The 25836-nt window shown below is 72.5% G+C and carries 20 protein-coding genes and 1 tRNA gene; 12 read left to right on the forward strand and 9 right to left on the reverse strand.

The genetic code is table 11. The annotated features are described in order from the left end of the window. Positions 1-6 precede the first annotated feature (6 nt). The 8 genes from WMF24_RS19645 to WMF24_RS19680 all read left to right on the forward strand — a co-directional run bounded on the left by WMF24_RS19645 (position 7) and on the right by WMF24_RS19680 (position 8177). Positions 7-1053, forward strand: a complete 1047-nt coding sequence (locus WMF24_RS19645; RefSeq protein WP_437737964.1) for an SDR family oxidoreductase — start codon at positions 7-9, stop codon at positions 1051-1053. 26 nt (positions 1054-1079) lie between these two features. Next, on the forward strand, positions 1080-1949 hold the full coding sequence (locus tag WMF24_RS19650) for a YicC/YloC family endoribonuclease (RefSeq protein ID WP_437738823.1): 870 nt from the start codon (positions 1080-1082) through the stop codon (positions 1947-1949). 9 nt (positions 1950-1958) lie between these two features. Beyond that, a complete protein-coding gene (gene gmk / locus WMF24_RS19655) occupies positions 1959-2597 on the forward strand; it encodes a guanylate kinase (protein ID WP_437737965.1) in 639 nt (212 codons plus the stop codon). Next, a complete protein-coding gene (gene mtnP / locus WMF24_RS19660) occupies positions 2594-3481 on the forward strand; it encodes an S-methyl-5'-thioadenosine phosphorylase (RefSeq protein ID WP_437737966.1) in 888 nt (295 codons plus the stop codon). Before gmk ends, mtnP begins: the two co-directional genes overlap by 4 nt. 189 nt (positions 3482-3670) lie before the next feature. Continuing rightward, positions 3671-4597 carry a PfkB family carbohydrate kinase gene (locus WMF24_RS19665; protein WP_437737967.1) on the forward strand — a complete coding sequence of 309 codons (927 nt, stop codon included), beginning with the start codon at positions 3671-3673 and terminating at the stop codon, positions 4595-4597. Between the two features lie 81 nt (positions 4598-4678). After that, on the forward strand, positions 4679-5344 hold the full coding sequence (locus WMF24_RS19670; protein ID WP_437737968.1) for a hypothetical protein: 666 nt from the start codon (positions 4679-4681) through the stop codon (positions 5342-5344). Between the two features lie 143 nt (positions 5345-5487). Then, positions 5488-7140 carry a serine/threonine protein kinase gene (locus WMF24_RS19675; protein WP_437737969.1) on the forward strand — a complete coding sequence of 551 codons (1653 nt, stop codon included), beginning with the start codon at positions 5488-5490 and terminating at the stop codon, positions 7138-7140. Continuing rightward, entirely contained in the window at positions 7137-8177 is a 1041-nt protein-coding gene (locus tag WMF24_RS19680; RefSeq protein ID WP_437737970.1) for a hypothetical protein, read from the forward strand. Before WMF24_RS19675 ends, WMF24_RS19680 begins: the two co-directional genes overlap by 4 nt. Before the next feature lie 17 nt (positions 8178-8194). Here the strand turns inward: WMF24_RS19680 and proS are convergent, their stop codons facing one another. Then, positions 8195-9751: a proline--tRNA ligase gene (gene proS, locus WMF24_RS19685; RefSeq protein ID WP_437737971.1), complete on the reverse strand. Its 1557-nt coding sequence runs from the start codon at positions 9749-9751 to the stop codon at positions 8195-8197. Between the two features lie 295 nt (positions 9752-10046). Between proS and WMF24_RS19690 the strand changes: the two genes are divergently transcribed. Together WMF24_RS19690 and WMF24_RS19695 are read left to right on the forward strand one after the other, a co-directional pair. Further along, entirely contained in the window at positions 10047-10943 is an 897-nt protein-coding gene (locus WMF24_RS19690) for an isoaspartyl peptidase/L-asparaginase (protein WP_437737972.1), read from the forward strand. A gap of 10 nt (positions 10944-10953) precedes the next feature. Further along, a complete protein-coding gene (locus tag WMF24_RS19695) occupies positions 10954-12474 on the forward strand; it encodes a phytoene desaturase family protein (RefSeq protein ID WP_437737973.1) in 1521 nt (506 codons plus the stop codon). A gap of 119 nt (positions 12475-12593) precedes the next feature. Here the strand turns inward: WMF24_RS19695 and WMF24_RS19700 are convergent, their stop codons facing one another. Both WMF24_RS19700 and WMF24_RS19705 read right to left on the reverse strand, forming a co-directional pair. Then, positions 12594-14294, reverse strand: a complete 1701-nt coding sequence (locus tag WMF24_RS19700; RefSeq protein ID WP_437737974.1) for a sigma 54-interacting transcriptional regulator — start codon at positions 14292-14294, stop codon at positions 12594-12596. A gap of 414 nt (positions 14295-14708) precedes the next feature. Next, positions 14709-15701 (reverse strand): hypothetical protein, encoded by a 993-nt coding sequence (locus WMF24_RS19705; RefSeq protein ID WP_437737975.1) that lies wholly within the window; start codon positions 15699-15701, stop codon positions 14709-14711. A 261-nt stretch (positions 15702-15962) separates the two neighbouring features. On the opposite strand from WMF24_RS19705, the gene WMF24_RS19710 reads away from it, so the two are divergent. Continuing rightward, positions 15963-17471, forward strand: coding sequence for an alkaline phosphatase family protein (locus WMF24_RS19710; protein WP_437737976.1), 1509 nt, complete (start codon positions 15963-15965; stop codon positions 17469-17471). Positions 17472-17538: 67 nt separating this feature from the next. After that, positions 17539-19191, forward strand: a complete 1653-nt coding sequence (gene murJ / locus WMF24_RS19715) for a murein biosynthesis integral membrane protein MurJ (RefSeq protein WP_437737977.1) — start codon at positions 17539-17541, stop codon at positions 19189-19191. Here murJ and WMF24_RS19720 read toward each other — a convergent pair. The 6 genes from WMF24_RS19720 to WMF24_RS19745 all read right to left on the reverse strand — a co-directional run bounded on the left by WMF24_RS19720 (position 19160) and on the right by WMF24_RS19745 (position 25621). Further along, complete coding sequence (locus WMF24_RS19720; protein ID WP_437737978.1) at positions 19160-19819, reverse strand: protein-tyrosine phosphatase family protein; 660 nt, start codon at positions 19817-19819, stop codon at positions 19160-19162. The genes murJ and WMF24_RS19720 overlap by 32 nt on opposite strands. A 360-nt stretch (positions 19820-20179) precedes the next feature. After that, positions 20180-20256 (reverse strand) — tRNA-Met (locus tag WMF24_RS19725). Between the two features lie 135 nt (positions 20257-20391). Further along, positions 20392-21783: an energy transducer TonB family protein gene (locus WMF24_RS19730; RefSeq protein ID WP_437737979.1), complete on the reverse strand. Its 1392-nt coding sequence runs from the start codon at positions 21781-21783 to the stop codon at positions 20392-20394. A gap of 68 nt (positions 21784-21851) precedes the next feature. Next, positions 21852-22664, reverse strand: a complete 813-nt coding sequence (locus WMF24_RS19735) for a TatD family hydrolase (RefSeq protein WP_437737980.1) — start codon at positions 22662-22664, stop codon at positions 21852-21854. An 8-nt stretch (positions 22665-22672) separates the two neighbouring features. Continuing rightward, positions 22673-24946, reverse strand: coding sequence for a PrkA family serine protein kinase (locus WMF24_RS19740; protein WP_437737981.1), 2274 nt, complete (start codon positions 24944-24946; stop codon positions 22673-22675). 153 nt (positions 24947-25099) lie between these two features. Beyond that, positions 25100-25621, reverse strand: a complete 522-nt coding sequence (locus tag WMF24_RS19745) for a hypothetical protein (protein ID WP_437737982.1) — start codon at positions 25619-25621, stop codon at positions 25100-25102. Between the last annotated feature and the right edge of the window lie 215 nt (positions 25622-25836).

Genomic DNA, 25836 nt, shown 5'->3' on the forward strand with positions numbered 1-25836 from the left:
ACGCACATGTCCACGCCTCGCTATTTGGTCACCGGCGGTGCCGGTTTCATCGGAAGCAACCTCGTCGCGGCGCTGACCGCCGCGGGGGAGCGGGTCCGCGTCCTCGACAACCTGGCGACGGGCCGGTGGGAGAACCTCGACGGGCTCCCGCACCAGTCGCTGATCGAGCGGATCACCGGCGACATCCGGGACGCGGCGGCGGTCGCGGACGCGGCGAAGGGCGTCGAGGTGATCCTCCACCAGGCCGCGCTCGGCTCGGTCCCGCGCAGCGTCGAGACGCCGGTCGAGTCGAACGCCGTCAACGTGGGCGGCACGGTCACGGTGCTCGACGTGGCGCGGCGGCAGGGCGTGCGCCGCGTGATCTTCGCCGCGTCGTCGAGCGCGTACGGCGAGACGCCGCTCCTCCCGAAGCACGAGGCGATGGAGCCGATGCCGCTGTCGCCGTACGCGGTCACGAAGCTCGCGTGCGAGCACTACATGAAGGTCTTCGCGGGCATCTACGGCATCGAGACCCTGAGCCTCCGCTACTTCAACGTCTTCGGGCCGAACCAGACGCCGGACGGCGCCTACGCCGCGGCGATCCCGCGGTTCATCGACGCCGCCCTCCAGAACCGGCCGATTCCTATCTACGGTGACGGCGAGCAGACGCGCGATTTCTGCTTCATCGAGAACACCGTCCTCGCGAACCTGCTCGCCGCGACGTCGCCGAAGAAGTTCAAGGGCGAGATCATCAACATCGCCGGCGGGCGCAGGATCGGGCTGAAGGAGCTCTGCAAGGAGATCTCGCGGGTGCTCGGGCGGGAGGTCGCGGTCGAGCACCTCCCGCCGCGCGCGGGCGACATCCGCCACTCGCTGGCGGACATCTCGCGCGCGGGCGAGCTCATCGGGTACGCGCCGCGCGTGCGCTGGGAGGACGGCATCGCGCCCACCGTCACGTACCTGAAGACGCTGCGCGAGAAGGGCCCCGCCGCCGCGTCGGCGACGGTCACGTGCGGCAACGTCCCGCTGCCGAAGGCCCAGGCGGGCGCGGACGGCGGGCACAAGGCGAGCTAGGTAGAGCGGAGCGGCGCGTGCGGAGCATGACCGGCTTTGGGCTCGGTGACGCTTCGCTCACCGAGGGGCGCGTCGTCGCCGAGATCCGCTCGGTGAACCAGCGCTTCCTCGACGTGCGCGCGCGGCTCCCGCGCGAGCTCGTCGACCTCACGATGTTCGCCGAGCAGGTGGCGCGTGAGCGCCTGCGCCGGGGGCGCATCGAGATCATCGTGCGCACCGAGGGCGCGGTGCTGGCCCCGTGCATGCTCGACAAATCGAAGGCGCGCGCGGCGTTCCGCGCGCTCGCCGAGCTCCGCGACGAGCTCGCGCCGGGCGCGGACGTGCCGCTGTCGCTGCTCTGCGCCGTGCCGGACCTCTTCGCGCCCGCCGGCGGCCACGAGATCGCGACCGTCCGCGGCGCGCTCAAGCTGGCGATCGAGCGGGCGATCGACGCCATGGAGGGCATGTGCCACCGCGAGGGCGAGGCGCTCGCCAGCGACATGCGCGGCCGCGTGGAGACGCTCCGCGCGCTGGCCGCCGAGGTCGTGGCGCGCGCGGACGACGCGCGCGAGGCGCTCCGGCGGCGCCTGCGCGAGCGCGTCGAGCGCCTTCTCCACGGCGTGGACGCCGGCTTCGAGGCCGCGCGCGTCGAGGCCGAGGTGATGCTGCTGGCCGAGCGCAGCGACATCACCGAGGAGATCACCCGCCTGCGGAGCCACCTCGACCAGTTCGGCGGCGCGCTCTCGGCGCCGGGCAGCGACCCCTGCGGAAGGAGGCTCGACTTCCTGCTTCAGGAGATGGTACGCGAGGCGAACACGCTGGGCTCCAAGGCGCAGGACGCCGCCATCTCCCATCACGTCGTGGCGATGAAGGTGGAGCTCGAACGCCTGCGGGAGCAGGTCCAGAACATCGAGTGACAGGAGAGCATGTCGACCGAAGCACTCAGTGACGACTTCCTCCTCCTCATCGTGTCGTCCCCGTCCGGCGCGGGGAAGACGACGCTCTGCGGGAGGCTGCGCAGCGAGTTCCCCGATCTGCGCTTCTCGGTCTCCCACACGACGCGGCGCCCGCGCCCGAACGAGGTCGACGGCCGCGAGTACCACTTCGTCGACCCGAGCACGTTCGAGCAGATGATCCGCATCGGCGCCTTCGCCGAGTGGGCCCGGGTGCATGATCACCTCTACGGCACGAGCCTGAAGGAGATCGAGATCGCGCGCGCCACCGCGCGCGGCGTCCTGTTCGACATCGATCACCAGGGCGCGCGGCAGATCAAGGCGAGCCTCCCCGAGGCGGTCGCCGTGTTCATCCTGCCTCCGTCGCTCGCCGAGCTCGAGCGGCGCCTGCGCGGGCGCGGCACCGAGGACGAGCCGACGACGCTCCGCCGCCTCCGCAACGCGAAGGGGGAGATCGAGCATTACGGCTTCTTCGACTACGTGATCGTGAACGACGAGATCAACCGCGCTTACGAGCAGCTCCGGTCGCTCGTCTTCGCCGAGCGGTGCCGCCGGCAGCGACGCGCGCTCCTCTGCGAGCGGCTGCTCGCGGAGCGGAGGTTCGAGCGATGAGCAAGGGCGCAACGCACGACGTGCTCGCCGTCATCGGCGGCAGCGGGCTCTACGAGATGGGGTGGCTCGAGGACGTCGAGGAGGTCTCGGTGTCCACCCCCTTCGGCCTGCCGAGCGACGTGGTGCTCCGCGGCCAGGTCCGGGGCGGCGACGCGACCGTCCTCTTCCTGCCGCGCCACGGCCGCGGGCACCGCTTCTCGCCGTCGAGCATCAACTACCGCGCGAACATCTGCGCGCTGAAGATGCTCGGCGCGACGCACGTGCTCAGCGTGAGCGCGGTGGGCTCGCTGCGCGAGGAGATCGAGCCCGGCGACCTCGTCGTCGTCGACCAGTTCATCGATTTCACGAAGCGCCGGATCTCGACGTTCTTCGACGACGGCCTCGTCGCCCACGTGCCGTTCGCCGATCCGGTGTGCCCGATCATGGCCGCCGCCGTTCACGACGCGGCGCGCGCCACCGGGGCGCGCGTCCACCGCGGCGGCACGTACGTCTGCATCGAGGGCCCGCAGTTCTCGACGCGGGCCGAGAGCCGCATGTTCCGGTCCTTCGGCGCGCACGTCATCGGGATGACCAACCTGCCCGAGGCGAAGCTCGCGCGCGAGGCGGAGCTCCCCTATGCGACGCTCGCGCTCACGACCGACTTCGATTGCTGGCACGTGTCGGAGGAGGCGGTGAGCGTCGAGGCGGTCATCGCGGTGCTGAACCGCAACATCGTGCACGCGCGGAACGTCGCGAAGGCCCTCGCCCACGATCTCCCCGACGTGTCGCACAGCCCCGCCCGCCACGCGCTGCAGAAATCGATCATGACCTCGGCCGGCGCGACGTCGCCCGACGCGCAGGCGCGGCTCGAGTGGCTCGTCGGCCCCCGGCAGAAGGCCGACTGAGCGCGGCCGCCCGGCGCCGCCGGCCGGGCATGGCCGCCCGGCGGCGCCAGGGCCGTGCTCGCTCCGCCGCGCGGCACGGCGGGCGGTCTGGTTCTCCGCGGGGGGCGGTGTCGCTGCTGCGCACGCGGCGTCGCCGAAACGACACGCGCGGCTAGCCGCTGCGCGCAAATCTGGCTAAGGAGGCTGCCTGTGACGACCCCCTCCGCGATCCTCATCATCGGCTCGATGGCGTTCGATGACCTCGAGCTCCCCTCCGGCAACGCGAAGAACGTCGTGGGTGGCTCAGCCACCTACGCGTCGTTCGCTGCCTCCTGCTTCGCTCCGGTGCGCACCGTCGCCGTGGTCGGCGACGACTTCCCCGAGGAGACGCTCGGGGCGATGCGCGCCCGAGGCATCGCCGTCGAGGGCGTCGAGCGCGTCCCTGGCAAGACCTTCCGCTGGGCCGGGCGCTACGACGTGGATCTCATCCACCGAACGACGCTGGACACGCAGCTCAACGTGTTCGCGTCGTTCGCGCCGAAGCTGCCGGAGGCGTACCGCGACTCGCCCTTCGTCCTGCTCGGCAACATCCACCCCGCGCTCCAGCTCGATGTCCTCGAGCAGGTCCGGTCACCGCGCTTCGTGCTCGCCGACACGATGAACTTCTGGATCGACGGGGAGCCGAAGACGGTCGCGGCGATGCTGCGCCGCATCGACACGCTCGTCGTGAACGACGAGGAGGCGCGCCAGCTCTCGGGCAAGTACAACATCCGCCGCGCCGCGAAGGAGATCCTGTCCCGCGGCCCCCGCCGGCTGATCATCAAGCGCGGCGAGCACGGCGCGTTGCTCTTCGACGAGGACGGCGTGTTCGCGGCGCCGGGCTTCCCGCTCGAGGACGTCATCGATCCCACAGGCGCCGGCGACGCCTTCGCCGGCGGGCTCATCGGTTATCTCGCGTGCCAGCCGGAGATCACGGCCCTCGCGCTCCGGCGCGCCATGCTCCATGCGACCGCGACCGCCTCGTTCTGCGTCGAGGCCGTGGGCACGAAGCGGATCGCCGCGGTGACCCGGGCCGATATCACGGCGCGCCTCGGCGAGATCCGGGCGCTCTACGAGTTCGGCGCGAGCACGATGTGAAGCCCGCCGGGAGGTGGGCGGCCGCGCGCGAGGCCTGCCGCGCGCGGTCGCTGTTCACATTCCCGCGCATAGCCGTGCTAGATGAACGTCAAAGTGAACATGAACCTCACCACCCGTACACTCGCAGGCCTCGCCTTGCTGGCCCCTCTCGTCGTCGGTTGCGCCGCCCGCACGGCGCCGTTCGACGAGATGGACAAGGCGCAGATCACGGTGCTCCGCCTCCAGGGGCAGGAGCTGGCCCCGACGCCGGTGCCGACGACCGGCGCCCCCACGCTCATCCCGGGGATCCCGCCCGAGCTCCAGCAGATGGGGCAGGCCGCTCTCCAGGGTCTGCAGCAGGCGCTCCCCGGCCTCATCCCGCCGAACCTCATCCCCGGGCAGACGGCGGCGACTCCGGTGCTGCCGGCGCAGCCCCGCTTCAAGAACTTCGTCATCCTCCAGCAGCGTCAGCTCACGAGCAGCGACATCGACGAGGAGCTCAAGGATCAGATCCTGGACGTCTTCGGCGACGAGGACAGCTTCACCGCGGACCGCGGCAACTGCTTCTACCCCGGCCTCGGCATCTCGATGGTGCGACCGAACAACCCCACGCCGGTCGACCTGCTCGTCTCGTTCTCGTGCAACCAGGCCATGGGGGACGGCTTCCGCTGGCCCTATCCGGTCAACGGCTTCTCGGCCGAGACGCACCGGAAGCTCAGCGAGATCTACCAGCAGCTCTGGGGTCAGCCGGTCCCGCCCGGCGCCTGATCGCCCCCCGGCCCCGAGGAGGCGCCTCCAGGGCGATGCTTTCGTGAGCTTCACCACATAGCGTTACCGCGCGGTCCGGATGCTAGACTGGCTCGGGCTGCCCGAGCTCCCGCGGTTCGGTCAGGAGGGCGCCGCACGAAGCCATGATCCCCCAACCTGAGCTGTTGCCGGGAAAGGAGCTCGGGCAGTACGAGCTCCTCCTGCCGATCGCGCAGGGGGGGATGGCCACGGTGTGGGCGGCGCGCCGCAAGGGGCTGCGCGGCTTCCAGAAGACGGTCGCGATCAAGACGATGCTGCCGTCGCTCTCGGACGACGTGCAGTTCGAGACGATGTTCCTCGAGGAGGCGCGGCTCGCGTCGGGGATCCAGCACCCGAACGTCGCCGAGATCCTCGACCTCGGGGAGCAGGACGACGTCCTCTACATCGTGATGGAGTGGGTCGACGGCGAGGCGCTGTCGGTCATCGCGCGGGCGGCGAACAAGAGCGGCGTCGCCATCCCGCTGCGCATCGTGCTCCGCATCCTCAGCCGCGCGTGCCTCGGCCTGCACGCCGCGCACGAGCTCCGGGACCCGCAGAACGACGACCAGCTCCTCGGGCTCGTGCACCGCGACGTGTCGCCCCAGAACATCCTCGTGACGTACGACGGCCACGTGAAGCTCGTGGACTTCGGCGTCGCGAAGGCGACGAACCGGGCGCACAGCGACACGACCGCGGGGCAGATCAAGGGCAAGGTGCCGTACATGTCCCCGGAGCAGGCGCGGGGCGAGCGGGTCGACAGGCGCACCGACATCTTCGCGATGGGGATCGTCCTCTACAAGCTGACGACGGGAGAACACCCCTTCACAGCGGAGAACGACCTCCTCACGCTGAAGCAGATCATCTCCCGGCCGGCGCTGGCGCCTCGCCTGAAGAACCCCGACTTCCCGGCCGAGCTGGAGCACGTGCTGATGACGTGCCTGGAGAAGGACCCGGACCGGCGCTACCAGACGATGCTCGAGCTGGAGAACGCGCTGGAGTCCGTGCTGGCGAAGGAGCCGCCGGTGACCGACCACGACATCGGGGCCTTCGTGCGCAGGCTGCTCGGCGAGCGCAACCAGCGCCGCCGCGCGGCGCTCCGGGACACGGTCCGCACGCTGGACGAGCGCGCCTCTCGGCCGCCCGAGGTGATGCTCGTCCGCGACAGCATCAGCGAGTTCTTCTTCACGCAGCTGCCCGCCGGCCATCCGAACGCCGACGCCCCCACGCTCCGCGCGAGCGCTGCATCGCTCTCGCAGCACATGCTGCCCGAGGCGCAGCCGCACAGCTCGCCGGGCCAGGAGACGCCGCTCGGTCCGATCGAGGTCCCGGCGACGCGGCGTCGCTCGGGGACGCTCGTCGCAGCCGTGGCGCTCGCGCTCGTCACGACCGTCGGCGCGGGGCTCGTGTGGCTCTGGCGACCGTCGCCGCCCGAGCAGGTGTCGCCCGAGCAGCTCATCGTGCTCGCCGGCAGCGCGGGCGCGGTGGCCGCGGCCGGCGCGGCCGGCGCGCCGCCGAGCTCGTCCGGCGCCGTCGCGGCCACGGCGAGCAGCGCCGGCGCGGGCGCCGCGCCGGCGCCCGCGGCGAGCGACGCCGCCGTCCCCGAGGAGCGCGGGACGGTCGCTCCACCCCAGGGAGCCAGGCCCGCGCCGCCGGCGTCGAGCGCCGCCGCGACGGGCGCGAAGGCCGCCGGTTCCGGCGCGGCGAGCGCGCGCCGAGCATCCCCGGGCAAACCTCCATCGACGAAGTGGGTCCCGACCGTGACCAACCCCGGGTTTTGAGCGGCCGCAGCGCGCGGCAGCTCCGCGACGCGCTCCTCCTGGCGGCGAGCGTGGTCGTCCTCGGCGGGGTCCTCGCGCTGCGCCGCAGCGACGCCCCCGCCAGCGGCGCGTCGCCTGCCCCGCCGGCGGCGAGCGCGCCCGCGGAGCCGTCGCCGCTGCCGAGGGGTGGCGAGATCGAGCGCGCGGCGCTCGTCGAGCACGAAGCGCAGCACGACGCGCAGGCGGGGTGCGACTTCGCCGACCACGGCTTCGGCGTCTACGAGCGCTGGCACCCCCTCCCGCTGGGCAGGCTCCTCGTCCCGCCGGCGCGCGCGATCCGCGCGGACGGCGGCTACGACCTGCTCGTGCACTTCCACGGCGCGGAGCCCGTGCGCAAGCAGCTCGCTCCGAGGGATCTCGGGCTGGTCATCGCGGGGGTCGACCTGGGCACCCGATCGAGCGAGTACGCGCGCGCCCTCGAAGGCGGCGGCTGGGACGCGCTCCTCCAGGCGATCGACCGCGAGGTCGCGAGCGCCGCCGGCGTCGCGGGCGCGCGCGCGCGCCGCCTGGCGCTGTCGTCCTGGAGCGCTGGATCGGGCGCGATCGGCAGGATCATCGAGCGCGGGAGCAGCCACGTCGACGCGCTGATCCTGCTCGACTCGCTCTACGGCGCCTACATGCCCGGGCAGACGTCGCTCGTGCCCGGGCAGCTCGCCCCGTACGTCGCCCTGGCCGGCGCGGCCGCGCGCGGCGCGCCGCTCTTCTACCTGACGCACACCGAGACCCCGACGCGCGGCTATGCGTCGACGAGCGAGGTGGCCACCTTCCTGCTGGACGAGATCGGGGCCAGCCCGATCGCGGTGACCGCCAGCGGAGACGGCGCGCCCTCGGGCGGCGCCGACGAGGCGGGCGACGCGCTGCGGCTCACCCGGATGTACGACGGCGGCAGCCTCTACGTGCGCGGCTACGCCGGGGCGGGCCCCGGCGGGCATTGCGCGCAGCTACGGCTGCTCCCTGCGATCCTGGCCGAGCACGTGCTGCCCGCGTTCGGCCGCTGAGGCGCGCGCCCCGCGGCTCAGTACGATTTCGCGAACACCACGCGCCGCGGGCTCGGCTTGCCGGTGAAGATGCACTGGCCCTCGCCGGACAGCGCGTCGGCCCACGGCGCCCCCTCGAACCCGCCGGTCGGGATGCAGCGGATGGTCACCTTGTGCGCGTCCTTCACCGCCGCCTCGACCTCGGGATCGCCGGACCAGTGCGCCAGCGCGAACCCTCCCTGCGACTCCTTGTCCCCCTTCGACGCGAAGAACGCGTCGAAATCGGCGCGGCTGTTGATCACGTGCGTGTTCGCGTCGCGCATCGCGAGCGCGCGCGCGTAGAGCGTCGCCTGGATGTCGCCGAGGATCTCGGTGATGCGCCCCGTGAGCTCCGCGCGCGCCATGCTCGACTTGTCCTTGGGCGAGCGGTCCCTGCGCGCGACCATCGCGACGCCGCCGTCGACGTCGCGCGGCCCGATCTCGATCCGGAGGGGGACGCCCTTCTTCACCCACTCCCACTGCTTGTCGCCGCCGCGGATGTCGCGCCGATCGATCTCGACCTCGACGCGCCGCTCGCCGAAGCGCTGCGCCCGGAGCTCCTTCGCGAGCCCGTCGATGTACTCGTCGACCTTGGCGCGCGTGTCGTCACCCCGGTACACGGGCAGGATGACGACGTGCGCGGGCGCGAGGCGCGGCGGGAGCACCAGGCCGTCGTCGTCGCTGTGGGTCATGATGAGCCCGCCGACGAGGCGCGTCGACACGCCCCAGGACGTCGTCCACGCGTACTCCTCGGTCTCCTCCTTCGTCTGGAACTTGATGCCGCTCGCCTTCGCGAAGTTCTGGCCGAGGAAGTGGCTCGTCCCGGCCTGCAAGGCCTTGCGGTCCTGCATCATCGCCTCGATGGCGTAGGTGTCGACAGCGCCAGGGAAGCGCTCGCTCGCGGTCTTGGGCCCCTCAAGGACGGGCATCGCCATGAAGTCGCGCGCGAACGTCGCGTAGACGCCGAGCATGCACCGCGTCTCCTCGCGCGCCTCGGCCTCGCTCGCGTGCGCCGTGTGCCCCTCTTGCCAGAGGAACTCCGCCGTCCGCAGGAACAGGCGCGTCCGCAGCTCCCAGCGCACGACGTTCGCCCACTGGTTGATCAGCAAGGGCAGGTCCCGGTAGCTCTGAACCCAGCTCGCGAACGCCGCGCCGATGATCGTCTCGGAGGTGGGGCGCACGATGAGCGGCTCCTCCAGCCGGGCCTGGGGGTCGGGGATGAGCCCGCCGCCGGGGCCGGGCACGAGCCGGTGGTGCGTGACAACGGCGCACTCCTTCGCGAACCCCTCGACGTGCTCCGCCTCCTTCTCGAGGAACGACTTCGGGATGAACAGCGGGAAGTAGGCGTTCTTGTGCCCGGTCGCCTTGAACATGGCGTCGAGCTCGCGCTGGATGTTCTCCCAGATCGCGTAGCCCCACGGCTTGATCACCATGCAACCGCGGACCGGGGAGCTCTCCGCGAGATCGGCCGCGCGCACGACCTGCTGGTACCACTCCGGGTAGTCCTCGTTGCGCGTGGGCGTGATGGCGGTCTTCGGCGCTTCGTTCTTGGCCACGGTCTCTGCTCTCCTCGCTGGGCGGCTTCGCAGGCGGCCTTCGCCCTGGCCGCGCTCGTCGTGGAGCGGGCGGGCGGCGGCGCCGGGCCCGCTCCCGGACTCAGCGCGCGACGTATCAGGAGCGCGGCAGGGTGTCGAGCGCAGCGGCCCAGCCCGGCACCGGGGGCCTCCCTGATCCACGAGGCCGCGCCGTTCGCGCCCACGCCGGTCGTTGCGTCCCGCGCGGCCCTCGCGCGCGGCGCGCGCCCGGCCGGCTTCGCGGCGGGGCCCGGCCATGGTACGCGCAGGGACACGAGTGAAGTACGCCATCCTCACGCACGGCGGGGTGACCGCCCCCCAGAGCGGGCCGGAGGGCTGCGCCAGGGCCGCGGACGACGCGCTCGGCGCGCTCGACGCGGGCGGAGAGGCGCTCGCCGCGGCGATCGCGGCGACCGCGCGGCTGGAGGACGACCCGCGCTTCAACGCCGGGACGGGCTCGAACCTCCGCCTCGACGGGCGGACGATCGAGATGGATGCCGCGGTGATGGCCAGCGACGGGCGGTTCGGCGCCGTCGCGTGCGTCGAGCGGGTGAAGAACCCCGTCCTTGTCGCCGCGAAGGTGATGGAGACGCCGCACCTGCTCCTCGCCGGCGCGGGGGCGACCGCGTTCGCGCGCCGGCTCGGGTTCGCCGACCACGACCCGATCACCGACGAGGCGCGCGAGCGCCACGCCCGCGCCCTCGTCACGCTGCGCGGAGACGGCGACGACGGCGACTACGCGGACGACGCGGCGCGGTTCCACGCGCTCAGCGCGAAGCGGTTCTGGAACTTCGACGCCGAGCCGATCGAGTGCGACACCGTCGGGGCCGTCGTGCGCGACGCGCACGGCCGCTTCGCCGCCGCGGCGTCGACGGGCGGGTCGACCTACGCGCTCCGCGGACGCGTGGGGGACGTGCCGCTGATGGGCGCCGGGATCTACGCCGGCCCGCACGGGGCCGTGGCGGCGACCGGGGTCGGCGAGGAGATCGCCCGCCGCCTGCTCGCGCGCACGATCTACGACTGGCTCGCCGACGGCGTGGCGCCCGCCCGCGCCGCGCAGCGCGGGGTCGCGATGTTCCCCGACGTGATCCCGATCGGCGTCCTGGTCCTGGGGAGGAGCGGCCAGGCGATCGCCTCGAACCGCACCATGCCGAGCGCGCAGCTCGTGGGCTGAGGGGCCGCAGATGACGATGCAGAGCCGAGATCCTGACGCGATCGTTGTGGGAGCGGGGCCGAACGGCCTCACGGCGGCGGCGTACCTCGCCCGCGCCGGGTTCTCGGTGCTCGTGCTCGAGGCCGAGCAGGAGCCGGGCGGCGCGGTGCGCACGCGCGAGGTGACGCTCCCGGGGTTCCTCCACGACCTCGGCGCGGCGTTCTTCCCCTTCGGTCAGACGAGCCCCGCGTTCTTGCCGCTCGATCTGCCGGGCGCCGGCCTCGTCTGGCGGCACGCGCCGGTCGACAGCGCCCACCCGGCGCCCGACGGGACGTGCGCGTCGATCGCGCGCGACGTCGAGGCGACCGTTCGATCGCTCGGCGAGGACGGGCCCACGTGGCGCCGGATCGCCGGCTGGCACGCGGCCACGCGCGAGCGGATGCTGAACGCGCTCCTGTCCACGCCGCCCGCCCTCGGGTCGATGCTGCGCTTCGGCCCGCTCAACCTGCTCCGCCTCGCGCAGGTGGCCTTCTCGAGCGGCCGCGGCTTCGCGACGCGCACCTTCCGGACCGAGGCGGCGCGGCGCGTCGTCCCCGGCCTGGCCCTCCACACCGACGTGGGCCCGGAGGATCCCTGCGGGGCGATCGTCGGCTTCATGCTGACCCTGCTCGCCTCGAGCGGCGGCTTCGCCGTGCCCGAGGGCGGCGCCGGCGCGGTCACGCGCGCCCTGCTCCGGCGCGTCGAGGAGCGCGGGGGCACCCTCCGCTGCGGCGCCCGCGTCGAGAAGATCATCGCGAGGCAGGGTCGAGCGGCCGCGGTCCAGCTCGCGGACGGCGAGGAGATCGCCGCCCGCCATGCGATCATCGCCGACGTCGCGGCGCCGACGCTCTACCTCCGCCTGCTCGACGCGCAGCTCGTGCCCGCCCGGGTCCAGCGCGCGATGCGCCGGTTCCGCCAGGGGTTCGGCACCTTCAAGATGGACTGGGCGCTCGACGGTCCGGCGCCGTGGTCGCACGAGGACGCGGCGCGCGCGGCCGTCGTGCACGCGGGCGACAGCCTCGACGATCTCGCCGAGTTCACGCGGCAGGTGCGCGCCGGCGTGCTCCCCGAGCACCCCTACCTCGTCATCGGGCAGCAGTCGCTGGCCGATCCGACCCGCGCGCCGGCCGGGCGCCACACGCTCTACGCCTACTCGCGCGTCCCCTCCTCCATCGACGGCGGCTGGGCAGACGCGCGCGAGCGCTTCGCCGACCGCATCGAGGCGCGGATCGAGGAGCTCGCGCCCGGCTTCCGGCAGCGGATCCTCGCCCGGAGGATCTGGGCGCCGGACGATCTCGAGGCGATGGACGCGAACCTGATCGGCGGCGATCTCGGCGGCGGCTCCGCCGACATCCGGCACCAGATCTTCTTCCGGCCGGTGTTCCCCTACTTCCGCTACCGGACGCCGGTCCGCGGCCTGTACCTGGGCTCTTCATACGCGCACCCCGGCGCCGGGGTCCACGGCGCCTGCGGGCACAACGCCGCCCTGGCGGTGCTGCAGGACGAAAGCTGAAGAGAGCAGACGAAGGCTGACGGCGGCTGAGGCGCCAGCGTTCGCGGCGCCCGTCCGCCGCCTCGCGCGCCACGTCGAGCGCGACGGCGGGCCGCCCGGCGGCGAGCGGCTCCCGGGCTTTACTTCGAGCGCGACGGCGGGCCGTCGCGGTAGTCGGAGCGCCTTAGCCCGTGGCTGGCGATCTTCTCCTGCAGCGTGCGCAGCGGCATCCTGAGCCGCCGCGCCGCCATGGCCAGGTTGCCGTTCGTCGCGCGCAGGGCGTCGAGGATGATCTCGGCTTCCAGGCGGTCCATCTGCGCCTTGAGCCCGATCATCGGCCCGGAGCCGGGCGGCGCCACCTCCGCGAGCGGGCGGTCCGGCGGCGGCGGCGTGGAGCGCTTGCGCGCCGGGACGGCCTGGATGCTCTCCGGCAGGTCGAGCGGCGCGATGACGTTCCCCCGAGCGATGACGACGGCGCGCTCGATGGCGCTGCGCAGCTCGCGCACGTTGCCGGGCCAGGGGTACTGCTCCAGCAGCGCGATCGTCTCCGGGTCGAGCGAGCGCACGTTGCGGCGGTGGACCTCGTTCGCCTGCCGGAGGAAGCGCTGCGCCAGCGGCGCGATGTCCTCGCGTCGCTCGCAGAGCGGCGGGATGCGCAGCGGCACCGCGTTGAGCCGGTAGAGGAGGTCCGAGCGGAACGTGCCCGCCTCGCACATCGCCTCGAGATCGCGGTAGGTGGTCGCGACGATCCGCACGTCCACCTCGATCTCCCTCGTCGACCCGACGCGGACGATGCGACCGGTGTCGAGGAGGTGCAGCAGCGCGGCCTGCAACGAGGGCGGGAGGTCACCCACCTCGTCGAGCACAACGGTGCCGCCCGCGCACGTCTCGAAGACGCCCTCCTGCGCCCGGGTCGCGCCGGGCAAGGCGTCGGCCTCGTGGCCGAAGAGCGTGCTCTCCAGGAGCTGCGCGGGGACGCCGCTGCACCCGACGCGGATCATGTGCTTCTTGTGGCGCGGACCGGCCTCGTGGATCAGCCGCGCGAGCACGTCCTTGCCCGTCCCGGTCTCGCCCTGGACCAGCACGGGGGCCGACGAGCGCGCGAGGCGCATCGCGGTTTCGAGCACCGGCCGCATCGCGGGGCTGCGCATCACGAGCCCCTCCTCGTTGAGCGCGCGCATCCCGCCTGCCGGCGTCGGTCCGCCCATCAGGTCATCGACGCTCGGCAGCTTTCGCCGCTCGGCGCCGACGCGGGGCGCGTCCAGCACGTCCAGGTTGAGCACCGGCAGCTCGGCGCTCGCGATGACGCGCAGCGAGGCCGTGATCTCCCCGAGCACCACCTCGTCACCGGGCTTCAGGATGCCCCGCTCGACGCGCTCCCCGCTCAGGAAGGTGCCGTTCGTCGAGCCGAGATCCTCGACGAGCACGTCGCCGCGCTGGAACGTGAAGCGCGCGTGGCGCCGCGACAAACTGCGCTCGGGGATCGCCACGTCGGCGGTCGGATCGCGGCCGACGACGACCGCCACGCCCTCGGTGAGCCGCACCGTCTCGGCGCCGTGCCGGTGGTAGATGATGAGCAGCACGTGCGGCTGCGTCCCGCGCCCGCGGCTGAGCTGCTCCAGCGCATCACGGATCTGCGACATGGCGATCGGGTCGGTCACCGAGAGGTGCGACTCGATCTGGGCCTCCTGTGCGGCAGGATCGCCGGCCGACGCGTAGGGCTGCGGGACCGGGGTTTGCTGGGGCGAGTCGCCCTCCGCGTGCCCCTCGTCAGGCGCGCCGGGCCTGTGGGCGTCCGGCGAAGGGAAACTCCTCGGAGCGGCCGGACGCGAGTGATCCATACGTTCTCTCTGATGCGTGCCCGAGGGGTCCCCGGCGTCGGATGCTGGGTCGCGAGCCCTGCTCGCGCTCATCCTTTATCTCATGACCATATGCCGTACGTAGGCCACCGCGCAAGGCGCGAGCACCCGGTCGTCGCGCGCACGCTTCGTCCGCGTCGTTCGTGCCGTTCGCATGGGTCACGAGCGCTGCGCCGCTCGTGACCGCGCAGCGCCTGTCGGTCGCATCTCGCACTGTGACGTCGGTCACGTCGGTCACGTTGATCACGTCGGTCACGTCGGTCACGTCGGTTACTTCAGTCACGCCGGTTACGTCGCGTGCGTCAGCCGCATCGCGTGGCGAGGCCGCGTTGCTTTCTCGTTCGTTTCAGAAATATGGCGCCAGCGTGTAGCTACCCCGGCTTGGAGATGCCCTGGTCAGGCGCCGCGCGCGACGTCGTGACCCGAGCCGGGGGATCTCCCCGAGGCCGCGGCCAGCTCCTCGGCGCGGCAGTGCGCGTCGAAGCGCGTGCACGGGAGATCCTCGAGGGGCGGGAGCGCCGCATAGCCGCGGGGGCCGGCGATCTCGTTGAAGCAGCGCCCGAGCCAGCCCGGGATGACCAACGCGTACGTGCGCGCGAGCCGCCTGGGATCGTCAAGTGTGCGCAGCATCGCCTGGTAGGTGACCTCGCCGTAGGCCGCCTTGAAGGCGGCGGCCTGCTCGGGGCGCGCCACCCAGCTCATGACGCCCGCGCGATCCGCCTCCGGATGGAACTGGACCGCCTCGACGCCCGGCGCGACGTCCAGCCCGAGGATGGCCCGACCCTTCGAGACGCCGTCCCGGCTCTCGCGGGCCAGGAGCTGGCCACCGAAGGAGCCCAGCCGGCGCTCGTCGAGATTCACCGCCTCCCAGTTGCGGTGCTCGAAGGCGAAGAGACGGTCGCCGAACGGAGCCAACAGCGGATGTTGCTGGCCGAGCGGGGTCGTGTAGATGGGCATGACGCCGAACTTGCGATCGGCGCGCGGCACGACGTCGGCCAGCCGGTAATGGTGGACGATGAGCTCGAACGAGTAGCAGATCGCGAAGAGCGCCCGTCGGTCCGCGCCCCCGCGGATCGCCGACTCGACAACGCCGTCCACGAAGCGCCCGAAGTCGAGCATCCAGGGCTCGCCCTCTCCATCGAACGGCGAGCCGGGCCCCCCCGAGGACAGGTAGAGATCGCAATCCGCCGGGATGGGCGCGTTCGTGTCACGGGGCGATACCTCGACCACCTCGCAGGCGACGCCCGGATTGTACATCTGGACACGCTCGAAGAACGCCGTGGCGAGCCCGCGCAGGCAGCGCATTGCCTGGTTCACGTGGCCATTGTTCATGTCCACGATGCACAGCCGCAGCGGCCGCAGCGTTCGGCCGTTCGCGACGGCGTCCATCCCGGCGGGCGTAGTTGGGAGCGGATTTGAGCTCATCGGATGGTGACAGAGTACAGACGTAGGCCCCCGCGATTTCTACTCATACCACCCGGCCGACCCCGCGAAAAGAAAGGTTTTCCGGGTAACGCGCAGGTCACGTGCCGGGCGTGCTCATGTGTTGCTCGAGTATCCCCAGGCACCGTTGGGCGGAAATGGCACCAAAAGTCCTTCCGCGGCCCAGCGTTCCTGAGGATCCTGTGTGTGATGCAAAAACGGAATGGTTTGCCGCATGATCCTCTCACCCGCCGCCATGTGCTGACGGGGCTCGGCGCCGCGCTCGGCGCCGCGACGTTCGGGTGCAGCGCCGCGGAGACCGCGGCGCTGGACGAGAACGCCGCGTCGGGGTCGGGGCATCCGGGAGGGAACGGCGGCGCGGGCGGCGCAGGAGCCGCGAGCGGATCAGGAGGTGCGGACGGCTCGGGACAGGCGGGAGACGGCGGAGCGGGCGGCGCTCCTGCGGATCGATGCGCGGAGACGCTGGGCCTGAGCCCGGCCGAGCTGCTCTCGCCCATCAGCACGATCGTCGTCCTCTGCATGGAAAACCGCTCGTTCGACCACTACCTCGGCTCGCTGCTGCTGAGGGAGGGCCGGCAGATCGACGGCCTGACAGGGAGGGAGTCGAACCTGGCGCTGGACGGAGCGACGGTCTCGCCGTTCGAGCTCGACACCTTCACGCCCGCCGACCCGCCGCACGGCTGGGACGCGGCGCACGCGCAGTGGAATCAGGGGCGCAACGACGGGTTCGTCGTCGCCCACGCAGGGCCACACCAGCGCGACGTGATGGGGTATCACGTGCGCGAGCACCTGCCGATCCTCTACGCGCTCGCGGACGCGTCGGCGGTCTGCGAGCGCTGGTTCTGCTCGGTGCTCGGCCCGACCTGGCCCAACCGGTTCTTCCTGCACGGCGCCACGTCGCGGGGCGTCTCCAGGAACGTGCCGGTCACCGGGTTCACGAGCGTGTTCGAGCTGCTGAGCGACGCAGGGATCTCGAGCAGGAACTACTACCATGACGTGCCCTGGTGCTCGGGCGCGTACTTCAAGTTCAAGGGAGTCTCCGGGATCGAGCGATTCTTCGAGGACGCGGCCGCGGGGGTCCTCCCCGCGTTCTCCATCATCGATCCCCAGTTCTTCGGCGCCGCCGCGAACGACGATCACCCCGATCACGACGTGCAGCTCGGACAGGTGCTCATGGCCAGCATCTACAACGCGCTCGCGAGGAGCCCGCAGTGGGGGCAGTGCCTGTTCGTGATCACCTACGACGAGCACGGAGGCTTCTTCGATCACGTCGCGCCGCCCGCGGCGACGGACGACGATCCGCTGTTCGCTCAGCTCGGGTTCCGGGTCCCGTCGATCGTCGCGGGCCCGTTCGTCCGGAGGGGCTGCGCGGTCAGCACCGTGCTCGATCACGCGTCGGTCATCCGCACGCTGGAGGCGCGCTTCGGCATCCCGTCGCTGAACGCGCGCTCGGCCGGAGCGAACGATCTCTCGTGCTGCATCGACCCGGCGCTCCTCCGCGACCCGCAGCCGCCGATCGTCCTGCCCGAGGTCGAGATCTCCCTGTCGCAGCTCCGCGCGCGGACCGAGACCGGGATCTCCCAGCCGGAGCTGTGGGAGGCGGCGGAGCGCGGGATCATCCCGCGGCGCCTGGACCGCCGGGGGGAGGGGCCGAACATCGCGCGTCGCGTGCTGGCGAACGCCGAGCGGCTCGGCGCGGCGAGGCTCAGGGACTGATCGGCGGGCCGAACGACCGAGGGCGCCGAGGTCGCCCGGGGGCGAGAGGTCTGATAGAAGCGCCGCCGTGCCGCCCGATCTCGACCCGCCCGCCGCCGCACAGGCAGGGACCACGCCGGCGAACGCCGCCTCGGGCGCTCCCGCGGCGGCCGGGGCAGGCACGCCGGCCGCCGGACGGGCGGCGCCCAGCGCCGCGCGGTCGTCGGCGATGGTCACCGCGGGGATCATCCTCTCGCGGCTGATCGGGCTGCTCCGCCAGCGGGTGACGGCGCACTTCTTCGGGACATCCGAGCTCGCCGACGTGCTCGCCGCGGCGTTCCGCGCGGGGAACATCACCCAGAACCTCCTCGGCGAGGGGACGCTCTCGGCGACCTTCATCCCCGTCTACGCCCGCCTCAGGGCGGCCGGCGACGCCCGCCGCGCCGCGCACTTCGCGCTCTCCGCGCTCGGGCTCTTGCTCGTCGCCGCCGCGGCCGCGTCGGCGCTCGGCGTGCTCGCGGCGCCGTGGCTGTCGTTCCTTGTCGCCGCGGGCTTCAGCGAGGAGAAGCTCGCCAGCACGACCCGGATCGTCCGGATCGTCTTCCCGATGACCGGTCTGCTCGTGCTGTCGGCGTGGGGGCTCGGCGTGCTGAACGCGCACCGGCGGTTCTTTCTCCCCTACGCGGCGCCGGTCGCCTGGAGCGCCGCGCAGATCGCGGGGCTGCTCGTGTGCGGGGCGTGGCTCGGGATGCGCGGGGAGCCGCTCGCCGAGGCGCTCGCGTGGAGCGCGTTCGCCGGCGCCGCGCTGCAGCTCGCGCTGCTGCTCCCGTCGGCGCGCAGGCTGCTCGGCGGGCTCTCGCCGCGCCTCGACGCGCGCGACCCGAGCGTCCGCGAGGCCAGCGGGAAGCTGCCGGCGGCGCTGCTCGGGCGCGGGATCATCCAGGTCTCCGGGCTCGTCGACACGCTCCTCGTGAGCTTCCTCGGCACCGGCGCGAACGCGGCGTTCAACTACGCGCAGACGGTCTACCTCCTGCCGATGAGCGTCCTCGGCGTCGGCGAGGCCGCGGTGGCGTTGCCCGAGATGGCGCGCGACACGGCCGAGGCGGACGTCGCGCGGCGCAACGAGGCGCTGTCGCGCCGCCTCGGGGCGTCGCTCGCGCGGCTCACGGTGCTCACCGTGCCGACGACGGCCGTGTTCATGCTGCTCGGGCGGGAGCTCATCACGCTGCTGCTGCAGACCGGGACGTTCGACCGCGCGTCGACGGCGCGGGTCGAGCCGCTCGTGTGCGCCTACGGGCTCGCGCTGCTCGGCAACGCCGCGGGGCGCGTGCTGATCACCGCGTCGTTCGCGCTGGGGGACACGAGGACGCCGGCGCGCTATGCGCTCTACCGGGTGCTCGTCAGCACCGGCCTCGCGCTCCTGCTGATGCAGCGCCTCGACGTGCTCGGCGTGGTGCTCGGCGCCGTCGTCGCCGGATGGGTCGAGGCGCTCGCCCTCGCGCACCGGATACGGCGCGAGATCGGCAGCCTCGGGCTGGATCAGATCCGGATCGGCCGCGTCGCCGCGCTCACGGCGATCTCGGTCGGCAGCGGCGTCGCGCTCCGGGCCGCGCTGCCGGACGCGCTGGCCGCCACGCCGTGGGGCGCCGCGCTCATCCTCGCGTCGTGCGGCGGCGCCTTCGCCGTCGCGGCGCCCGCGCTGGGGCTCTTCAGCCTGAGGTCTCTCCTGCGCAGGAGGTGATCGAGGACAGCGCCGCGCGCGCGTCGTCTACCGCTGCTTCCGCAGCCTCTGCCGCTCCCTCACGATCCGCGCCGCCCCCCTGCGCGCGGTGCCAGGCGACGTAGCGCTCGACGAAATCGCGCTGCACCGGGCGCAGCGCGACGCGCGGGCGCTGCCGCTTGAGCAAGGCGATCGCCTCGGCAACCTCGAGGCCGCCGCGCGTCGCGAGGTAGCAGAGCGCCAGCGTGACGCTCCTGCCCACGCCGCTCGCGCAGTGAACGTGGACGCGATGGCCGGCGCCGATGTGCCGCTCGATGAACGCGACGCCGCGCGCGGCCTCCTCGATCGTGGGGGCGCACATGTCCCAGCACGGCACGCGCAGGTACTCGACGCCCGCGGCGCGCAGCGCGAGCACCGGGTCGTAGAGCTCGCGGGACACGTTGATCACCGCGCGAACGCCGAGGCGCTGGAGCTCGGCGACGTCGCCGGGGAGCAGGAACCCGCCCACGAGGAGGTTCGAGTCCACCCACGTGCGCCATGGATGCCGCGGTCGGAACGACGCGGTGGCGCGGCGCAGCGCCAGGAAACCATAGAAAATCACGGCGTACGGCGCGAGCAGGAGGAACACCAGCGCGGGGCGAAGGCGCACGCGCCTCTCATGGCGTCGGCGCGCGCGATGCGCCAGCGGCCGGGCGGCGGGGTTGGTACGCAATCCGCCCGCGCGGCTTCATGTGCGCCGGCGACGCGCGAGGCTGCACCGAGGTGCTCGGTCTTGCCCGCGCCTCCTGACGTGTCGCGGCCCCCTGCTCTACCGCCACGGCCGTGCGCGGCCCCAGGGCGCTCTGGCGTACGCCACGGCGTCGAGCCGCGACGGGACTGCGAACCGCAGGCACGCCCCGTGTACGGCGACGGGGAACCCCTCGTCCACGTCCTACCCTGATGAGCTCATCGCGATCGCCGAGCCCCCCTGTGGGAGGTCAGCGGCCGACGGCCATCATTTCACCATTCCTGGTGCCGAAGGAGGGAATCGAACCCCCGACCCGGCGCGTATGAAACGCCTGCTCTAGCCAGCTGAGCTACTTCGGCAGAAGTGAGGGCGGACTAGTACCGCCCCGTCTCCACACTGTCAAGCGTTGTTTCGTGCGCGCGAAGAGCGTCCAGCGCGCTTCTTCCATGTTCCATGCGGGAGTCGCAGGGTCGCACGGTTTGTGTAGTCCGGGATCATCGATCGTGCGCCGGGTGCTTCGGCAAGACCGCGGGGTTCCTCGCCTCGAAGGGCATCGACCACCGGAAGCTCTCGCCGAGCTCGGAGGGAACCGGAGGGTACGGCGCGCCCCGCAACACCGCGCGCCGACAGTTCTCGTCGAACTCGGGGATGCCGCTCGGCCGCGTCACCGACGCGCTCGCCACGGTCCCGTCCGCGCGGATCACGAACGTCACGATCACCGTCCCCTGAAGCCCCTCGCCTGCGGCCCACTTCGGGAAGGCGTCGGCCCAGAGCGGGTGCAGCTTGGCCATGACCTGCCGCATGTAGAGGCTGCGCCGCCGATCGAGCGGGTCGTTGTCGAGCAGCCGGCCGTGCCCCGAGCCGAGCGCGCTGGAGCGCGCCCCGGGGCCCGCCACGCCGCCCGAGCCCGTCGCCCCCGGCCCTGCCTCACCTCCGGGGCCGAGCCCGCGCGCGCCCCCGGCCGTGCTCGCGTGGACGAGCGACTGGATCGCCGTTGCGACCTCCTGCTCGCTGTCCACCGTGTCGTTCGGACGCCCCGCCGCGCCGGCGGGGACGGAGGGCGTACCCAGGGCGACCATCGGCCGCGCCAGCGGGACCGCCGCGCTCTCCCGGTGATCCGCGCCAGGCCGTCCATCGCGCACGCCCAGCCCCGCGGACGCGCGCTCGCCTCCTTCCGTGGCCCCGCCGGCGACGCGCGGGCTCGCGCCCACGGGTACGGTCGCCCCGGGCGCCGCAGGCGCACCGGCCGCGTCCTCGGCGCCCCGGGGCCTGGCAGCAGCGCCGAGCGCGCTGCCCAGCTGCTCGGGCGCCCCGCGATCGCGCGCCCCGACCGAGGGATCGCGCTCGGCCGGCGCGCGCCGCTCCGCTCGGCGGCCGGCGCGACCGCCCGCGAGGAAGGTGAGCTCCATCGGCTCCCGGCTGGCTCGCCAGTCCTCGCGCGACGCGCGCTGCGACGACGAGCGGACGCGCTGGATCTGGCTCCTGTCCAGGCGCGAGCGGACCTCCGGTGACAGGAACGTCGCGTCGTCCCTGTCGGCGAGGTTCAGCGCGGGCAGCTCGGTCGCGTCGGTTCCGCCGCGGCCCGGCGCGCCCGTGTCCGGCCGCGGCGCGCCCTCTCCCCCGCCACGAGCGAGGCGCGCGGGCCGCTCGGGCGCCGCCGCCGCCGCGCTGTCGAGCGTGCCGTCGGAGATCACGGGCAGCTCGATCTCGATCGGCGCGCTCCCAGCGGCCGGCGTCAGGGCCGTGCGCGCGAGCGCCACCTCCTGCGCCGACAGCGAGCGCGCGACGATCAGCGCGCCGGCGCCGAGGAGCCCTGCGTGGGCAGCGACGGAGAGCGCCCACGCGGAGGCGATCCGGCGGCCGTCGTCGCGAGACCTCTGCGCCATCGTCCTCTCACTATGCCTCGAGGCGTGCCTCACGCGAGCGACGGAGGCTCGCACTGCAGGGGCCGATCTCAGCCGGTGATCGCGTCGGGTGTGTCGGACGCGGCGGCCTTCGGGAGCCGCAGCCGCCTGCGGGTGTTCTCCGCGGTGCGCGCGGCGAGCGCCTCGAACGGCTCGCCCCGGAGCTCCGCGACGAACCGGGCCGTGTGCAGCACGTGCCCCGGCTCGCACCGCTTCCCCCGGAACGGCACGGGCGCCAGGTAGGGGCTATCGGTCTCGACAAGGATCCGGTCGCCGGGGGCCCACGCGGCGACCTCCTGGATCGCGCGCGCGGTCTTGAAGGTCACGATCCCCGAGAACGAGAGGTCGAAGTCGAGCGCGAGCGCGCGCTCGGCGAACGCGCGATCCTCGGAGAAGCAATGGATGATGCCTCCCACGTCGCTCGCCCCGGCGCGCTCCAGGATCGCGAGCGTGTCCTCGGCCGCCTCGCGCGTGTGGATGACGATCGGCTTCTCCACCCTCCGCGCGAGGGCGACAAGGTCGGCGAAGACGCGCTGCTGCGTGTCCTTCGGCGAGTGCATGTAGTGATAGTCGAGCCCGATCTCGCCGACAGCCACGACCTCGGGGCGGCGCGCGAGCGCCTCGAGCTCGGCGAGCATGGCGTCGTCGACGGCGGAGGCGTCGTGCGGATGGACGCCGACCGCGGCGTGCACGTCGGCGCGCCGCGCCGCGAGGTCCGCGGCGAAGCGCGCCGCGGAGAGGTCGGCGTCGACGCCGACCACCACGAACGCGCCGACGCCGGCGGCCCGCGCGCGGTCGAGGACGGCGTCCGCCCCCTCGCGGAAGTGGCGCGGATCGACGTGGCAGTGCGAGTCGATGATCATGCTTCGCTTCAGGTGACGAGCTCCGCGAAGCGCGCGCGGAGCAGCGCGCTCGCGGCGTCGAGCGCGCAGCGATCGCAGTAGCCCATCCCGCGCAGCCGCTCCAGCGCGCGCGTCGCGTTCCGGCGCTCCTCCTCGCGCAGCTCGCCCCAGCCCTTGTCCGGCGCGCCGTCCCCCTGCGCGTCGCGGAGGAGCGCGACGAGGTCGCGGACGAGCAGCGCCACGCCCTTGCGCCGCTCCGTGAACACCGCCTCGCGGAGCTTGCGGATCTGCTGCGGGAACACGACCGCGTTCACGATCTTCTGGCCGGGGTGGTCGATGGCCCACGCCGCGATCGTCGAGATCAGGCCGCGTCGATGGTCGTCGTGCTTCGTGCGAACCCCGAGCAGCGCCTCGACCTCGCGCATCATGCGCTCGTCCGGGTTCTCGAAGTCGCCCGTGTGCGGGTTCCTGATCTTCTCGCCCTTCACCCAGACGCCGACGTGGGAGATGTACCGGTCGAACAGCTCGGCGTAGCGGGTCTCGTCGACGAGGCCGCTGGCCGACCGCATCTCCTCCTCGATCGTGTCGAGCAGGCGCGTGCGCACGACCTCGCGGAAGAGCCGGTGGTCGTGGTAGCCGCCGGCGAGCTGCTTCTCCTTGAGCCAGTCGTACTCCGCCTGCCGCTTGCAGAGCGCGTCGAGCTCCGACAGGACGGCGAACGGCGAGAGGCAGGCGTGATCGGGGCTCTGCGCCGCGTCGAGCAGGAGCGTACGCACCTCGCGCGGCGAGACGCCGAGCCGCCCCTCGAAGTCCACCGACGCGTCGCTCTCGTGGTAGATGGCCTCGATGCCCGCGCGCAGGACCTTCTGCGCCTCGGCGTCGAACCGCTCCGGCGCCGTGCCCGTCGCGAACAGCTCCATCTTCTCGACGGCGGTGAGGCTCGACACGAGCGGCGCGAGCGCGTCGGGGTACCGCTTCGCCTCCGGCTGCCGCATGCGCGTGAGCACGGCGAACTGCGCGGCCACGCGCGTCGCGTGCGGGGCGACGTGGCGGGTCACGAACGGGACGATCTGCGTGTCGTAGATCGTCTGCTCGTCGACGTAGCTCCGGAGGTACGGCGCGCGCAGCAGCTCGAAGCGCCCGCGGAAGCTCGGGAACTCGGGGTGCTCGCGGAAGGCGTTGAGGTGCACGTCGTTGGCGCTGCCGACCATGACGACGTTCGTCTGCAGCGTCTGCTGCGGTAGGCTGACCTCGCCCGTCTCCAGCGTGAGCTGCAGGTAGCGGAACGCGTCGAGCGGCCGCTTCAGGAGGTCGCTGAACTCGAGCACGCCGCCGGCGGCCTCGATGAGCTCGCCGTGCGCCTCGAAGAGCGTCGTCGCCTGGAGCGACGTCGGGAGCGAGGCGAGCGAGCGATCCGCCGTGATCTGCCGCTCGCCGGCGTCCACCGAGAGCTCCGGCCCGATGGTGACGGCGCCGACGCGGTAGCGCCGCGAAATGAAGTAGCGCTCGACCTGGACGTGCCGCAGCGTCTCCACGAGCGAGCCGCCGCTCGCCACGAGCAGCGCCTCGAAGACCTGCTGGTTCTTGTGGGACAGCTTGCCGCTCATCAGCCATTCGGGCGGCGGCTCCGTCGCGCCGGCGTCCTCGTAGAGCTTCAGGATGAGCGCCCGGCGCTCGCGCACCGGGAGCAGGAAGAGCGGATGATCCCTGAGCTCGATCACGAGCCGGGCGTCGATCTGATCGTCCTCGAGGTGCGCGTAGCTCGTCCCGTCCGCGGCGCTCGCCTTCACGTCGCCGCCGAAGCCGATCGAGCCACGCATCGTCTTGCGGCTCGGGAACACCCAGTGGAAGCGGTACAGGGCGCCCTCGTCGAGCGTCGAGTAGTGCTCCAGGGCGCGCAGGATGCAGCCGGCCAGCGTGCTCTTCGCCGATCCGTTCGGCCCGTGCATCAGGATGAGCCGGTTGGCCCTGCCCTCGCGCACGAAGTTGCAGAGCACCCGGTAGACCTCCGCCTGGAGCTCCTCGTGGCCGATCAGCGCGAAATCCCGGCCGTGATAGGAGGCCGCGGCGGGCCCGCGCTGCTGCGCCGGATCGCTCGCGGGGAGCTCCCACGGCAGATCGAACAGCTGGAAGCGCGTCAGCTCTCCCCAGGGCTTCTTGATCGTCCGCGTGCCGAAGTGATCGAACATGTCGCGGACGTAGCGGGCCGCGTCACGCCCGTACCGGACCGGATTGGAGGCGAAGAGCTCCAGGAACTGCTGGAAGGAGAGGACCCGTTGCTCCTCGTTGAAGCGCCGGGCCATCGACGATGCGATGGCATCGAGCTCGGAGAGGGCCTTCCGGGCCCGTTCCGCTGCGCTGCCTTGGACTGTCTGGCTGGGGCCAACCGCGCCGGGCTGGCCCCCCCGGCAACCGGAGGTGTCGTTGTTCACGTGGGGCCGAGTTTACCGCTCTGCTTACTGCACGTCGATGACCGCCTCGAGCTCCTGCTTCTGCATCAAGCAGTTCGCGGCGCTACAGATGCTGAAGGAGAGCACGCCTGCCACCTTGGTCTTCCCCTTCTTTGACGCGACGAACGGAACCTTGAGGACGCCCTTGTTTTCCTCGAACGTGCCGTCTTCGCGCTTGAGCAGCGGCTTCGGGTACGAAACGCCCTCGGCGGCAGGCTCGGTGACCTTGAACTTGATGGGGTACTTGTCGTTGATGTGGTACTCGCCCTTCGAGACGAGCGACACCTCCACGAGCCCCTCCTTGCCGGCCGTGTACGTTCCCGTCGGCTTCATCTCGAGGGTGTAGACCGCATCCTCGACCTTCGACTTTCCGCCCTGAGGTGCTGCGGGGGGCGCCTCGGCTGCGCGAGAGGTCGCCGCTTCGCTCTGGTTACATCCCGAGCCGAGCGCGGCGATCCCGGTGAGCGCGATCAGGCACGTCGCGGCGGAGAGGGGCTTGCGGGTCCGAGTTGAAGGATGAGTGCTCATGGTCAACACAAATAACACAGCGCCGGCATCCGCGCGAACCTGGGGCCCCCGGCTTCCGGGGAGGACGGGTGCCGCGCGCCAGCGTCGAGCGCGCGTCTTCAGCGGCGGCGCGTCGAGCGCGCGCCTTTCATGCGGCGGCGCGTCGAGCGCGCGCCTTTCATGCGGCGGCGCGTCGAGCGCGCGCCTTCAGGGGCGGGCGCGCCCGAAGAGCGACG

This window comes from Sorangium sp. So ce1335, from assembly GCF_051521615.1.
Classification (GTDB): Bacteria; Myxococcota_A; Polyangia; order Polyangiales; family Polyangiaceae; genus Sorangium.